We start from the raw sequence: 12,319 nt of genomic DNA on the forward strand, positions 1-12,319 counted from the left end.
TTGACGATGAGACGTCGCTTCATTCGAGAGGAATTTCATCCCATGGCTAAGAAGGTCACTGTCACCCTGATCGACGATGTCGATCAAGAGGCGTCTGCCGACGAGACGGTCGAGTTCGGACTCGACGGTGTTCAGTACGAGATCGACCTTTCCTCGGAGAATGCGGCGAAATTGCGCGAGCAGCTCGACGTGTGGGTTTCCCACGCGCGCAAGGTGAGCTCGCGCAAGCGCGGCAAGGCCGTGGCGGCTCCGGCCGCCACCAAGTCCCGAGTTTCGGTCGATCGGGAACAGAGCGCCGCTATCCGGGAATGGGCGCGCAAGAACAACAAAAAGGTTTCTGCGCGCGGACGTATCTCCGCGGAAATTATCGACGCCTACAACAAGGCGAACTGAAAGTTAGCTGGGGACAGAATTCGCTGATTCGCTCCGCGACGTGACCTGGACTGTTACCGTCCCGCACTGATCCGTTAATCGGGAAGTTCGGGGGGGTAGCTGTGCGGCGCTGCGTGACCGTTTCAGGGATTCTGTTCCTGGCGTTCGTGATGTGGTCCGGGGTGGCGTCCGCAGCGCCGACCTATCCGGTGCCGGATTCCTTCCTCGCCGGAGTGCCCCTCGAATTGGGAAATCCGGGCGGTTCGGCCCCGGGTTCGAACGACTGGTCCTGCGTGCCGAGTGACGCGCATCCCGAACCGGTGGTCCTCGTCCACGGCACGGGAGGCGCACGCCAGACCAACTGGGCGGTGTACGCACCGCTCCTCGCCAACGAGGGCTACTGCGTGTATTCCCTCACCTACGGTAACTTCCCCGAACTGCCGTGGCCGCTCGATGCTATCGGCGGGATGACTCCCATCGACACCGGCACCGCTCAGATCGCCACGTTCGTCGATCAGGTGCTGTCGAGCACGGGGGCCTCGAAAGTCGATCTCGTCGGACATTCCCAGGGCACCCTGCAGGCGAACAACTACGTGAAGTTCTTCGGCGGCGCAGACAAGGTCTCGAAGATCGTGTCACTGGCACCGCCGTGGCACGGCACGTACGGCACCGATCAGATCAGCGTCGGGCGGTCCATGCGGGCGCTCGGTATCGACGACGAGGTGGCGGCAGGTTTCCCCGTCTGTGGGGCCTGTCCCGAGATGTTCCAGGGGTCCGCGTTCATCGACCGCATGCGGGCGGACGGGGTCTACGTTCCCGGCATCGAGTACACGAACATCGCCACCCGCTACGACGAACTGGTCGTCCCGTACACGAGCGGCATCGAGCCGGGCCCGAACACCACGAACATCGTCGTCCAGGACGGTTGCGAGCAGGACTACTCCGACCACGTCGCCGTCGCCGGTTCGGCACGGGCTGCCGGATTCGTGCTCAACGCGCTCGATCCCGCCCACCCGCGAGACGTGCCGTGCCGTTTCGTCGCCCCCGTCGCGGGGTAGCCCTTTCTCGCCTCGTCGCCGGTTACCGGGGGGAGTCCTGAGCAACCCGCTGGGTATCGCCGCCGACGCCGGCGGAAAGGTATGGGTGGCGAACTCACAGCTCATCGACATACCCTGTCCGGACACGCAGGTCTCGCTTCCTTCGGGGAACGGGTCGCGAACTACGCGGGCAAGAGGTTGTCGCATTTCTGCGACACCGCGGTCACGACGTGCCCGCAGGGTCCCGTCCAGGAACGTCTGGATGGTGAACAACTGGAAAGAAGTGTCCATTCGAGCCAGTCCCGGTGGCTACGAAATGGTGGTCCACATCGGCATCGCGGAACCTGTTCGCTCCAGGCGTACAGCGAAGGGGAAACGATTGCCGGAGCTGGGGCGTTAAATACGGGTAAGCAGGCCTGCTCTTCCACCTAAAGGGGTGGAGGGGCAGCAGGTCGATCGGCAGCCAACTAGAGTAATAGCTGGGGTCGTGGAACCTTCGTCGGTTCGGGGCTTCTGCCCTCCGAGCAGGCGCTGGCGATCTGCTTGTAGTGCCGGAGCGAAACGCGGCGAACAGGGACGAGACACCCGGTCTCGTGACTGCACGTCGGAAAGTGTGAGGGAGAGCGATGTTCGAGAGGTTCACCGATCGCGCACGGCGCGTTGTTGTCCTGGCTCAAGAAGAAGCCAGGATGCTCAACCACAACTACATCGGTACGGAGCACATCCTGCTCGGCCTCATTCATGAGGGCGAAGGTGTCGCTGCCAAGTCGCTGGAGTCGTTGGGCATCTCCCTCGAAGGAGTGCGCAGCCAGGTCGAGGAGATCATCGGCCAGGGCCAGCAGGCCCCGTCCGGCCACATCCCCTTCACCCCGCGTGCCAAAAAAGTCCTGGAGCTCAGCCTGCGCGAGGCACTGCAGCTCGGACACAACTACATCGGCACGGAGCACATCCTGCTCGGCCTCATCCGCGAGGGTGAAGGCGTCGCAGCGCAGGTGCTGGTCAAGCTCGGTGCCGACCTCAACCGGGTGCGTCAGCAGGTCATCCAGCTGCTCTCCGGCTACCAGGGCAAGGAGCCGGCCGAGGCCGGCGGCACTCGCGGCGAGGCGGGCACTCCGTCCACGTCGCTGGTGCTCGACCAGTTCGGTCGCAACCTCACCCAGGCCGCCCTCGAAGGCAAGCTCGACCCCGTCATCGGCCGCTCGAAGGAAATCGAGCGCGTCATGCAGGTGCTGTCGCGCCGTACCAAGAACAACCCGGTGCTGATCGGCGAGCCCGGTGTCGGTAAGACCGCCGTCGTCGAGGGTCTCGCTCAGGCCATCGTCAACGGCGAGGTCCCCGAGACGCTCAAGGACAAGCAGCTGTACACGCTTGACCTCGGGTCGCTCGTGGCAGGCAGCCGCTACCGCGGTGACTTCGAAGAGCGCCTGAAGAAGGTCCTCAAGGAGATCAACACCCGCGGCGACATCATCCTGTTCATCGACGAGCTGCACACCCTCGTGGGTGCAGGCGCGGCCGAGGGCGCCATCGACGCGGCCTCGATCCTCAAGCCGAAGCTCGCCCGCGGTGAGCTGCAGACCATCGGTGCCACCACCCTCGACGAGTACCGCAAGTACATCGAGAAGGACGCCGCACTCGAGCGCCGCTTCCAGCCGGTGCAGGTCGGCGAGCCGACGGTGGAACACACCATCGAGATCCTCAAGGGTCTTCGCGACCGTTACGAGGCGCACCACCGCGTGTCCATCACAGACGGTGCACTCGTCGCCGCGGCCACCCTGGCCGATCGCTACATCAACGACCGCTTCCTGCCGGACAAGGCCATCGACCTCATCGACGAGGCCGGAGCCCGGATGCGCATCCGCCGGATGACCGCACCGCCGGACCTCCGGGAGTTCGACGACAAGATCGCCGACGCCCGCCGCGAGAAGGAGTCCGCGATCGACGCGCAGGACTTCGAGAAGGCCGCGAACCTGCGCGACAAGGAGAAGACCCTCGTCGCTCAGCGTGCGGAGCGGGAGAAGCAGTGGCGTTCCGGTGACCTGGACGTCATCGCCGAGGTCGACGACGAGCAGATCGCCGAGGTCCTGGGTAACTGGACCGGCATCCCCGTGTTCAAGCTCACCGAGGAGGAGACCACGCGTCTGCTCCGCATGGAGGAGGAGCTGCACAAGCGGATCATCGGTCAGGAAGACGCGGTCAAGGCTGTCGCCAAGGCCATCCGTCGTACCCGTGCCGGCCTGAAGGACCCGAAGCGTCCGTCCGGTTCGTTCATCTTCGCCGGCCCGTCCGGTGTCGGTAAGACCGAGCTGGCCAAGTCGCTCGCCAACTTCCTGTTCGGTGAGGACGACGCTCTCATCCAGATCGACATGGGTGAGTTCCACGACCGCTTCACCGCGTCGCGGCTGTTCGGTGCCCCTCCCGGCTACGTCGGCTACGAAGAGGGCGGCCAGCTCACCGAGAAGGTGCGCCGCAAGCCGTTCAGCGTGGTGCTGTTCGACGAGATCGAGAAGGCACACCAGGAGATCTACAACACCCTCCTGCAGGTGCTGGAAGACGGCCGTCTCACCGACGGTCAGGGCCGGACCGTGGACTTCAAGAACACGGTGCTCATCTTCACCTCGAACCTCGGTACCTCGGACATCTCCAAGGCTGTGGGTCTCGGCTTCACGTCCGGTAAGGGCGACGAGTCGAACTACGAGCGGATGAAGCTCAAGGTGCACGACGAGCTGAAGAAGCACTTCCGTCCCGAGTTCCTCAACCGCATCGACGACATCGTCGTGTTCCACCAGCTCACCACCGAGCAGATCGTTCAGATGGTGGACCTGATGGTGGCACGCGTCGAGGTGGCCTTGAAGAACAAGGACATGACGATGGAGGTCACCGACAAGGCCAAGTCGCTGCTGGCCAAGCGTGGCTTCGATCCGGTCCTGGGTGCGCGGCCGCTGCGTCGCACCATCCAGCGCGAGATCGAGGACCAGCTGTCGGAGAAGATCCTCTTCGGCGAGGTCGGCCCCGGTCAGATCGTGTACGTCGACGTCGAGAACTGGGACGGCGAAGGCGCGGGCGAGGACGCGAAGTTCACGTTCCGTGGCGAGACGAAGCCGGTCACGGTGCCCGACGAGGTTCCGGTCGACCTGGCGAAGTCCGGCGCAGCCGACTCGGAGTAGACAGGCAGTAACCGAACGACAACGGGCCGCCGGTGGTTTTCCACCGGCGGCCCGTTCGTGTGTGCGGGTCAGATGCTCTTGCGTCCCGACCAGTTGGCGAGGCGCTCGGTGGGTCCGGCGGTGGGGTGCGGTTCGACTACGTCCGCGAACGGCACGTGGCCGCCGCGCGTCTCCGCCGGGATCGCGTGCCGTGCGACGGCGAGCATGGCCTCGGCGATTTCCGGGCGGGTTTCGGAGGGTTGGCCGGTGGCGACGGCCAGGTCCCACCCGTGCACGAGGGTCTCGTTGATGTAGCCCCAGATCGCGGCGCGGCCGGGGACGGTGCCCCACGGCGCGGTCACCGTCGCGTCGAGCCGGCTGTCGTCGGTCCAGACGGGCCACATGCGGTCCGCGGCGGAGCGGTAGGCGTGTGCGTAGCCATCGTCGGGGGTGTCGGTGACGACGAGCGGAACGGTGCCCGGGTCGCCGCCCTCACCGATCACGCGGGCACGCTCCACGGTGGCGACGAGGTGGCCGAGCAGGGTGCGGACGTCGAAGTCGGCGCAAGGAGTGGATGCCGTCAGCTGGTCGTCGCGGACCTTCTCGATGAGGGCGGTGGTCCAGGAGAGGGCTTCGCGGTACAGGGGCCGGGGGTCGGTCGTGTTGTGTGTCATGAGGCAACTATCGCCGTGAAACATGACATCTCCTGTCATGTATTTCTGCCAGACTTTCCGCATGCGCGCCGACCGCCTGCTCTCGCTCGTCCTCCTGCTTCGTAACCGCGGGCGTATGTCGGCGTCGGCGCTGGCCCGCGAACTCGAGGTGTCCCCGCGCACCGTGCTGCGGGACATCGACGCACTGTCGACGGCGGGGATACCGGTGTATGCCGAACGCGGTCGTGACGGCGGCTTCGAGTTGCTGCCGGGCTTCACCACCGACCTCACAGGCCTGACCGTCGACGAGGCCAAGGCTCTGCTGGCGGCAGGGTCGGCGATGACGTCGGAATCGCTGGGCATGGCGGCGTTCGCGTCGGCGATGCGCAAGGTGGTGGCGGCGATGCCGGACGCGCACCGGGCGGCGGCGACCAAGGTGGCGGAGCGGGTGTTCGTCACCCAGGGATCGTGGCTGACCGATCCGGAACCGGTGGACGATCATCTCGGGCTGATCCAGCAGGCGGTGTTCGTGGGCCGGCGGCTGAGCATCCTGTACCCGTCGCGGGGCAACGATGCGGTGTGGCGCGTCATCGACCCACAGGGGCTCATCCATGCGGCGGGACGGTGGTATCTGGTGGCGACGGACGCCGGCCGCGATCGGACGTACCGGCTCGAGCGCATCGAGGACGTCCGCGAACTCGACGAGCCGGCGCAGCGATCGGCCGACATCGACCTCGCCGCGATCTGGGAGCGTCGCCGTTCTGAGTTCCGGGCGCGCGGGACGCCGGTGGTCGCCGACGTTCTCGTGCGCCGTGAGCGACGCGACGACCTGGTGGAGCGTGCCTACGCCGTCCGCTCCGAGCAGTCGGTCGACGACGACCGGGTGCGCCTGGAAGTGGTGTTCGGCGACGACTCCCACGCACGCGGGGTTCTGTGGGCGTTCGGTGAGGACGCGGAAGTGCTGGCACCGGACGCTCTGCGGGCGGCCCTGCGTTCCCGCGCGCTGCGGATGGCCGCCCGGTACGAGTAGGTTCGACACGTAAACCGAAGAACCACGAGAGGATGTGGCATGCCGACACGTACCGCACGGACCGCTTGGAACGGATCGCTCGAACAGGGAAGCGGCCAGGTGGAACTCACCAGTTCCGGTGTCGCGACCTTCGACGTCTCGTTCCCGAAGCGGGCGGCCGAAGAGGCTGGTGGAACCACCAGCCCGGAGGAGCTGATCGCCGCGGCGCATTCCTCCTGCTATGCGATGCAGCTGTCCGCGCTCATCGCGGAGGCAGGCGGCACCCCGCAGAGCCTCGAGGTGAAGGCGGATGTCTCACTCGGACCGGACAACCCGGGGTTCAAGCTCACCGGCATCAAGCTGACGGTCCGCGGCGAGGTGGACGGTCTCGACGCCGACGGGTTCGCGAAGGCAGCTCAGGCCGCCAAGGAGTCGTGCCCCGTGAGCAAGGCGCTCACCGGAGTCGAGATCACGCTGGACGCGGCACTCGAATCCTGAGTGCAGCCGGCTACTGACGGTTGAACCGTGCCCGCACTTCCTCCATCTTCGCCTCGAGTTCGTCCGGGCTGATGACGCCCTTGTCCATCAACGCGTGAGCGGTGGCGACGACGGACCGGGAGCGGACGGGGAAGTCGCGGTAGATGGTTTCGCCCAGTTGGTCCTCGGTGTGGCGCCTGTCGAGATTGTCCCAGGCGCCACGCCAGGACAGGCATTCCGCGGTGGCCTGCATGCTCGATTCCCACGGGTCGGGTTTGCGGTCGAGGTCCGGTAGCGTGACGTCGTCGCGGGTCGTCTCCGGCGTCAGCGTGTTCAGGATGACGTCGTAGGCCTTGTCCGTCATCATCGCGCGGTTCCTCCGTTGTCCGAGGGTGGTGTGGTCGCGGTCCAGTCGACCTGCGGTACGGCGACACCGATCATCGTGTCGCGGGTGACGATCGACGCCAGTTGTTCCTCACTCCACCCCTCGGTGCCCTCCGGGCGCATCGGCATCACCATGAATCGTGATTTCTGGTTCGAATCATGCACGCGCACTTCGACATCCGACGGGAAGTGCAAGCCGAATTCGGCGATCACCTCGCGGGGCCAGCGCACCAACCGGCGGCGATAGTTGGGGGTGCGGTACCAGTCCGGAGACATACCGAGAACGGGCCGCGGATAGCACGAACACAATGTGCAGACGATGACGTTGTGGACTTTCGGGGTGTTCTCCAGCACGTAGAAGTACGTGTAGTCGCTCGGGGTGCCCGATCCGGTCGGATCGCGCCAGTCGATCCCCACTTCCTTGCAGGTTTCGGTGCCGTCGGCCAGCAGTCGCTTCTTGAACTCCGGGTCGACCCACGCCTTCGCGACCAATTTCGAACCACCCGACGGCCCTACCGATTCGGCCCATTCGGAGAAGCGGCGGTGATCCTCGCGGGAGAACAGGCCGTGCTCGATGGACAGTTCCCGAATGGCGGTCTCCAGGATCTCGAACTCGCTGACCTCCTCCGAGGCCTGGATCGGGGCGTGATCGTCGTGCGAATGCGTCATGTGTCCGCCTCTCCTGCCGGCTCGAGCCAGCGCTCGGAGCACTCGGTTTCCAACGTGTCGATCTCGAATCCGGTGTAGCGGGGCCACAGGTCGGTCTGCCGGAAGCGGACGACGTAGAACGGCTCGGTCCGGCCGTCTTCCACGCGTCCCCACGCCTCGTCCTCGGGAATCACCCACTCCGGGCGGTGTTCGACGACCACGCCGGTGTGCCCGCGGATGAATGCCTGGGTTCGGGTGTGGAACATCGACGTCGCGTCCTTGACGGTGACCCGGTCGCCGATCTCGAACTTCGTCATGACTGGCCTCCAGTCGCGTTCCCGCCACCCGAACGGGCCCGGACTTCGTCGATTTTGGCGGACAGTTCGTCGGGCGTGATCAGGCCCTTGTTGATGAGCGTCTTGGCGGCCACCGTGATCCACCGCGCGTAGTACGGCAACCCGAAGTAGAGCGTGGCGCCCAGGTCGTTCTCGGCGCGGCGGCGCTCCTCGGAGTTCCACACACCGCGCCACCCGAGGCATTCGCACGTGACGTATGTGCTCATCTCCCAGTCTTCTTCGACCTTCTCCTCGTACTTGACGGGAAGGGCGTTCTGGCCGCCGACGTCGTGGAGAACGTGCCGCAACGCGTCGAACGCGGAATTGGACAGGTAATACGGCGAATCCATCTCGACGTGATGGACCGGGCCGTACTCCGCGACCCTGTTCGCCTGTGCTTCGAAATCTGCTGGAGAGTTCATCGCGTGCTCCGTCGTGGTGGAACTAGTGACAGGGAACTCCCAGGAGGTGGCGGCCGTCGTGCATCAATTCGTGCAGGTACATGCCACTTCGGGAGATCGCACCCTGGTCGAATCCGACCAGGTAGAGGGTGAGCAGAGCGAGCAGGACGACTCCGACGGCGATCAGCACGATTCCGAGTGACTCGACGGACTTGCTCGGTGAGGAGACGTAAACCATGGCTACTCCTGGAGGAGTTCGGGTTCCACGATCTTCGGGTTTTACGATCATCGAACCGCCGATTGTCCGGGCATCGCGACGAGCGCCCCTTGCTCAGCGGCACGATCGATACGACGTTACTCCCGCCGTGTCGATCCCATCACCGTACCGTTCGGTCGAATCCGGCGTGCGGAAATGCAGCGCGGCGAACCAAGACAAACACCTGTCGAACCTGGCGGAACAGAATGCGCCAGCGATTCGTTCCACTGAACTGTGACGACACAGCAGAACACCGACGGCGACATCGAGATCGAGATCTGGTCCGACGTCGCCTGCCCCTGGTGCTACATCGGCAAGCACCGTTTCCTGTCGGCCCTCGCGGAGTTCGAGGGGCGCGACCGGGTGAACGTGGTGTGGCGGTCGTATCAGCTGTCGCCGGAGACGCCGGTGGGGGAACGGCGCAGTGAACTCGACGCCCTGGTGGAGAGCAAGGGTATGCCTGCCGAGCAGGTCCGTCAGATGTTCGGTCACGTTGCGCGCACGGCGGCCGACGAAGGCCTGAGTCTCGACTTCGACACCGTGATCGCCGCCAATACCTTCGACGCCCACCGGTTGATCCACTTGGCGGGAGATCAGCGAGATACCGTGGTGGAGGCACTGTTCCGCGCCCACTTCGGTGAGGGGGCCGTGATCGACGACCGTGAGGTGCTCGTCGACATCGGGTCGCGTGCCGGGCTCGACGCCCACACCGTGCGCGCCGAACTCGAGTCCGATGCTGGTGCGGACGCGGTCCGCGCCGACCTCGAGGTCGCCCGTCGCCTGCAGGTGTCGGCGGTGCCGTTCTTCGTCGCCAACCGCCGCGTCGCCGTGTCCGGCGCGCAACCGAAGGACGTGTTCCTGCAGCTTCTGACGCAGGCGAGCGCGGCGCCGGTGAACTAGCGGCGCGTGAAGTACGGGTTGGCGTCGGGCCGGAACATGAGTGCCACCGCCGCGATCACCGCCACGAGATGGGTGAGCCGGGCGGTCGCGATCACCGCGACGTCGAGGGTCAGGCCGGAGACGGCGGACATCGAGTCGTTGCCGGCCCACATCCAGGCGATCGGTTCCATCACGAGCGAAGCGACACCGAACACGCCGAGACCGATCGCGAGGGTGTTCCGCGCCCACGCCCGGCCACTGCGGAATCGGGTCATGACGAACAGCACCGCGCCGTAGACGACGACGCGGACCACGAGTTGTCGGGCGAGGCTGCCGACGTCGGCGTCGGGGCCCTCCAATGCCGTCGACGTGTGTGCGATGGCCTCGACCACGCCGGCGGACAGGGCGAGGCCGAGCAGCCAGTACGCGTGCTCGACCGGCTGCGGGACCGAGGGTGCAGTACGAGTGGTCATGTCCCCATGCTGGTATCGGCGACGTCGCGGCACATCACCCCGGAGAGTGGAGTCCACCCCTACCCGGGTATCGGTGCGACACGCTTGCCATCACCCCGCACCAGGGGCACATTGAAATGCACGTCGTCGGCAGGGAGGCACTGTGCGTGAGCAGACACGATCAGGAGATGCGTGGCCGGCGTTGAAGGTGGACGACTGGACGTCGACGCGGAACACCCTGCACATGTGGACGCAGATCGTCGGGAAGATCCGCTTGGCCCACGCACCGCTGATCAACCACTGGTGGCAGGTCCCGCTGTACGTGAGCCCCCGCGGTCTCACGACGTCGACGATTCCGTACGGCACCGACTGTTTCGACATCGAATTCGACTTCGCCGATCATCGACTGGTGATCCGCACCAGCACGGGCGGTACCGGGACGGTTGCCCTCGAACCGAAGTCGGTGGCCGAATTCTATGCGGAGACGATGGACACGCTGGCCGAGCTGGGTGTGGCGACGACCATTCTGGCCCGGCCCAACGAGGTGGACCCCGCCGTCCCGTTCGCGGAGGACACGCAGCACTGTTCGTACGACGGTGAGTCGGTGCACCAGTTCTGGCGGCAGCTTGTGCAGGCCGACCGCGTCCTGCACGAGTTCCGTTCCCATTTCATCGGGAAGGTCAGTCCCGTGCACTTCTTCTGGGGTGCGCTCGACCTGGCCTGTACGCGGTTCTCCGGACGAACAGCACCGACTCACCCTGGGGGAGCGCCGAACTGCGGAGACTGGGTGATGGTCGAGGGGTACTCGCACGAGCTGAGCAGTTGCGGTTTCTGGCCCGGCGGTGGGGTCGAAGGTGCGTTCTACGCGTACGCCTACCCGGAGCCGGACGGGTTCGCCGACTACCCGGTCGGGCCCGACGGAGCCTTCTACAGCAAGGAGAACGGGCAGTTCCTGCTGCCGTACGAGACTGTCCGCACCGCAGACGATCCCGATGCCGCACTGCTGAAGTTCCTGCACAGCACGTACGACGCGGCCGCCGAGCGGGGTGCCTGGGACCGGGCCGCCCTGGAGGCGGACCCGGCCCGATGGGACAAATCCCGCTGACGCCCTGTGGGTCAGGCGGCGTTCGCCGGCGCGGGCGCCGTGGCCCGGGTGGCGCGCTCCGTGAGGAACGCGAATGCCAGTCCGAGAACCAGCCACAACGTGGCCTGCGTCGCGAGGGACGACAGCCGGAACTGCCACAGCAGCACTGCGGGGAAGTCGTCGCCCACTTCGTTGACGGTGGGCAGCACGAGGTAGCCGATGGTCACCACCACGAGGAAGGCGAGAACCGGCGCCGCGATTCGCACCGACAGGAATTCCTGCGCTGCGACGGCCTTCGCCGCGAAGACGGAGGCCACCACCGCGAGCAGACCCAGGACGACGGCGGCGAGCCACAGCCAGGTGCGCTGAGTGATCGTTTCGGGGTCTCCGACAGCCGGCGGGTTGGCGGGGTACTTGAAGAACGGCACCGCCTCGATTGCCAACCAGCCCAATGTGGCCAATGTCAGACCGAGCAGCGGTCCGGACAGCGTCGTCACTCGACGTGCGTAATTCGCGACGACGGCGAAGATCGCTCCCAGAGCCAGGCCCGCGAGGGACGTGGCGAGGAACAGCCCGAAGCGCTGTCCGTCACGGCTGACCAGTGCGTCTTCCTCGTCGTGCGAGTGCCCGGCCGGCTCGGCTGCCTGAGTGGCGTCGTGCGAGTGGACTTCGGCTTCGGCAGCGCTGTTCGACTCTTCGATCGCGATGGCCGCATCGATGTGCGACTCACCGAGGACGAACGCGACGCCACCGGCCAGGATGCCTGCGATCAGGCCGGCCAGCAGACCGCGGATGAGGAGTTTCGCGAAGGAATCGGTCAGTGGCATGGCAGACCCAGGAGGTGGCGGCCGTCGTGCATCAGTTCATGCATGTACATGCCACTGCGCGAAATCGCGCCCTGGTCGAAACCAACGAGGTAAAGAGCGAGCATCGCGAACAGAACGATCGCGAAAGAGATGACGGCGAGACGGGTCGTGTCGACCGACGAGCCGGGTGCGTAGGCGAGTGCCATAGTTCCTCCTGGGATTTCGCGTCCCCTAGGTCCAGGCGATGGCCGCAGTATCTGGCTGTCGAGGTGGCTCCCGTGAAGGACTACTCCGATTTACAGTGGCGCGACCGCTCCGGGATTGCACCGGATTCCTGCCGAACCATCGCTTTGTCCTGCGAACTTTTGCACCCGGCGGGCCGT

16 protein-coding genes and 1 riboswitch are annotated in these 12,319 nt (G+C 65.8%); of the genes, 7 read left to right on the forward strand and 9 right to left on the reverse strand.

The genetic code is table 11. The features are described from left to right. Positions 1 to 42 precede the first annotated feature (42 nt). From ACLIVD_RS03850 to ACLIVD_RS03860, 3 genes are all read left to right on the forward strand, one after another. Positions 43 to 393 (forward strand): histone-like nucleoid-structuring protein Lsr2, encoded by a 351-nt coding sequence (locus ACLIVD_RS03850; RefSeq protein ID WP_005244957.1) that lies wholly within the window; start codon positions 43 to 45, stop codon positions 391 to 393. A 101-nt stretch (positions 394 to 494) separates the two neighbouring features. After that, positions 495 to 1,430, forward strand: a complete 936-nt coding sequence (locus ACLIVD_RS03855) for an esterase/lipase family protein (RefSeq protein WP_271209511.1) — start codon at positions 495 to 497, stop codon at positions 1,428 to 1,430. Between the two features lie 605 nt (positions 1,431 to 2,035). Next, positions 2,036 to 4,573 (forward strand): ATP-dependent Clp protease ATP-binding subunit, encoded by a 2,538-nt coding sequence (locus tag ACLIVD_RS03860; RefSeq protein WP_005244954.1) that lies wholly within the window; start codon positions 2,036 to 2,038, stop codon positions 4,571 to 4,573. Between the two features lie 68 nt (positions 4,574 to 4,641). Here ACLIVD_RS03860 and ACLIVD_RS03865 read toward each other — a convergent pair whose 3' ends face one another. Next, on the reverse strand, positions 4,642 to 5,250 hold the full coding sequence (locus ACLIVD_RS03865; protein WP_420228793.1) for a TIGR03086 family metal-binding protein: 609 nt from the start codon (positions 5,248 to 5,250) through the stop codon (positions 4,642 to 4,644). Between the two features lie 37 nt (positions 5,251 to 5,287). Here ACLIVD_RS03865 and ACLIVD_RS03870 point away from each other — a divergent pair, with 37 nt between their 5' ends. Beyond that, positions 5,288 to 6,235 (forward strand): helix-turn-helix transcriptional regulator, encoded by a 948-nt coding sequence (locus ACLIVD_RS03870; RefSeq protein ID WP_491932844.1) that lies wholly within the window; start codon positions 5,288 to 5,290, stop codon positions 6,233 to 6,235. Between the two features lie 39 nt (positions 6,236 to 6,274). Beyond that, entirely contained in the window at positions 6,275 to 6,712 is a 438-nt protein-coding gene (locus tag ACLIVD_RS03875) for an OsmC family protein (RefSeq protein WP_005244949.1), read from the forward strand. Positions 6,713 to 6,722: 10 nt separating this feature from the next. Here ACLIVD_RS03875 and ACLIVD_RS03880 read toward each other — a convergent pair whose 3' ends face one another. Genes ACLIVD_RS03880 through ACLIVD_RS03900 form a run of 5 tightly spaced genes read right to left on the reverse strand, consistent with a single transcriptional unit; the run spans position 6,723 to position 8,697 of the window. Next, positions 6,723 to 7,058: an SH3-like domain-containing protein gene (locus tag ACLIVD_RS03880; RefSeq protein WP_011596832.1), complete on the reverse strand. Its 336-nt coding sequence runs from the start codon at positions 7,056 to 7,058 to the stop codon at positions 6,723 to 6,725. Next, positions 7,055 to 7,744 (reverse strand): thiocyanate hydrolase subunit gamma, encoded by a 690-nt coding sequence (scnC, locus tag ACLIVD_RS03885; RefSeq protein WP_005244945.1) that lies wholly within the window; start codon positions 7,742 to 7,744, stop codon positions 7,055 to 7,057. The genes ACLIVD_RS03880 and scnC overlap by 4 nt, the downstream gene beginning before the upstream one ends. Further along, complete coding sequence (locus ACLIVD_RS03890) at positions 7,741 to 8,040, reverse strand: SH3-like domain-containing protein (RefSeq protein ID WP_009477495.1); 300 nt, start codon at positions 8,038 to 8,040, stop codon at positions 7,741 to 7,743. Before ACLIVD_RS03890 ends, scnC begins: the two co-directional genes overlap by 4 nt. Further along, complete coding sequence (locus tag ACLIVD_RS03895; RefSeq protein ID WP_105419464.1) at positions 8,037 to 8,480, reverse strand: SH3-like domain-containing protein; 444 nt, start codon at positions 8,478 to 8,480, stop codon at positions 8,037 to 8,039. The genes ACLIVD_RS03890 and ACLIVD_RS03895 overlap by 4 nt, the downstream gene beginning before the upstream one ends. Positions 8,481 to 8,502: 22 nt before the next feature. After that, entirely contained in the window at positions 8,503 to 8,697 is a 195-nt protein-coding gene (locus ACLIVD_RS03900) for a CbtB domain-containing protein (RefSeq protein WP_005244942.1), read from the reverse strand. Between the two features lie 252 nt (positions 8,698 to 8,949). Here ACLIVD_RS03900 and ACLIVD_RS03905 point away from each other — a divergent pair, with 252 nt between their 5' ends. Then, positions 8,950 to 9,615 carry a DsbA family oxidoreductase gene (locus ACLIVD_RS03905; protein ID WP_283334961.1) on the forward strand — a complete coding sequence of 222 codons (666 nt, stop codon included), beginning with the start codon at positions 8,950 to 8,952 and terminating at the stop codon, positions 9,613 to 9,615. Here the strand turns inward: ACLIVD_RS03905 and ACLIVD_RS03910 are convergent. Continuing rightward, positions 9,612 to 10,067, reverse strand: coding sequence for a hypothetical protein (locus ACLIVD_RS03910; RefSeq protein ID WP_491931972.1), 456 nt, complete (start codon positions 10,065 to 10,067; stop codon positions 9,612 to 9,614). The two genes, ACLIVD_RS03905 and ACLIVD_RS03910, sit on opposite strands and share 4 nt — an antisense overlap. Before the next feature lie 142 nt (positions 10,068 to 10,209). On the opposite strand from ACLIVD_RS03910, the gene ACLIVD_RS03915 reads away from it, so the two are divergent. Then, positions 10,210 to 11,151, forward strand: a complete 942-nt coding sequence (locus tag ACLIVD_RS03915) for a DUF5996 family protein (RefSeq protein WP_283354781.1) — start codon at positions 10,210 to 10,212, stop codon at positions 11,149 to 11,151. Between the two features lie 11 nt (positions 11,152 to 11,162). On the opposite strand, the gene ACLIVD_RS03920 is transcribed toward ACLIVD_RS03915, so the two are convergent. Together ACLIVD_RS03920 and ACLIVD_RS03925 are read right to left on the reverse strand one after the other, a co-directional pair. Continuing rightward, positions 11,163 to 11,957, reverse strand: a complete 795-nt coding sequence (locus tag ACLIVD_RS03920; RefSeq protein ID WP_280779113.1) for a CbtA family protein — start codon at positions 11,955 to 11,957, stop codon at positions 11,163 to 11,165. Further along, positions 11,948 to 12,142 (reverse strand): CbtB domain-containing protein, encoded by a 195-nt coding sequence (locus ACLIVD_RS03925; protein WP_005244930.1) that lies wholly within the window; start codon positions 12,140 to 12,142, stop codon positions 11,948 to 11,950. Before ACLIVD_RS03925 ends, ACLIVD_RS03920 begins: the two co-directional genes overlap by 10 nt. Positions 12,143 to 12,165: 23 nt before the next feature. Further along, positions 12,166 to 12,298, reverse strand: a riboswitch (cobalamin riboswitch). Between the last annotated feature and the right edge of the window lie 21 nt (positions 12,299 to 12,319).

The sequence above is a fragment of the Rhodococcus sp. G6(2025) genome, from assembly GCF_058628105.1.

Excerpts from the sequence above, each read along its gene's own strand:
- ACLIVD_RS03850 (WP_005244957.1), top strand. The coding sequence starts at position 43 with ATGGCTAAGAAGGTCACTGTCACCCTGATCGACGATGTCGATCAAGAG.
- ACLIVD_RS03860 (WP_005244954.1), top strand. The coding sequence starts at position 2,036 with ATGTTCGAGAGGTTCACCGATCGCGCACGGCGCGTTGTTGTCCTGGCT.
- ACLIVD_RS03865 (WP_420228793.1), bottom strand. The coding sequence starts at position 5,250 with ATGTTTCACGGCGATAGTTGCCTCATGACACACAACACGACCGACCCC.
- ACLIVD_RS03870 (WP_491932844.1), top strand. The coding sequence starts at position 5,288 with ATGCGCGCCGACCGCCTGCTCTCGCTCGTCCTCCTGCTTCGTAACCGC.
- ACLIVD_RS03875 (WP_005244949.1), top strand. The coding sequence starts at position 6,275 with ATGCCGACACGTACCGCACGGACCGCTTGGAACGGATCGCTCGAACAG.
- ACLIVD_RS03880 (WP_011596832.1), bottom strand. The coding sequence starts at position 7,058 with ATGATGACGGACAAGGCCTACGACGTCATCCTGAACACGCTGACGCCG.
- scnC (WP_005244945.1), bottom strand. The coding sequence starts at position 7,744 with ATGACGCATTCGCACGACGATCACGCCCCGATCCAGGCCTCGGAGGAG.
- ACLIVD_RS03890 (WP_009477495.1), bottom strand. The coding sequence starts at position 8,040 with ATGACGAAGTTCGAGATCGGCGACCGGGTCACCGTCAAGGACGCGACG.
- ACLIVD_RS03895 (WP_105419464.1), bottom strand. The coding sequence starts at position 8,480 with ATGAACTCTCCAGCAGATTTCGAAGCACAGGCGAACAGGGTCGCGGAG.
- ACLIVD_RS03900 (WP_005244942.1), bottom strand. The coding sequence starts at position 8,697 with ATGGTTTACGTCTCCTCACCGAGCAAGTCCGTCGAGTCACTCGGAATC.
- ACLIVD_RS03910 (WP_491931972.1), bottom strand. The coding sequence starts at position 10,067 with ATGACCACTCGTACTGCACCCTCGGTCCCGCAGCCGGTCGAGCACGCG.
- ACLIVD_RS03920 (WP_280779113.1), bottom strand. The coding sequence starts at position 11,957 with ATGCCACTGACCGATTCCTTCGCGAAACTCCTCATCCGCGGTCTGCTG.
- ACLIVD_RS03925 (WP_005244930.1), bottom strand. The coding sequence starts at position 12,142 with ATGGCACTCGCCTACGCACCCGGCTCGTCGGTCGACACGACCCGTCTC.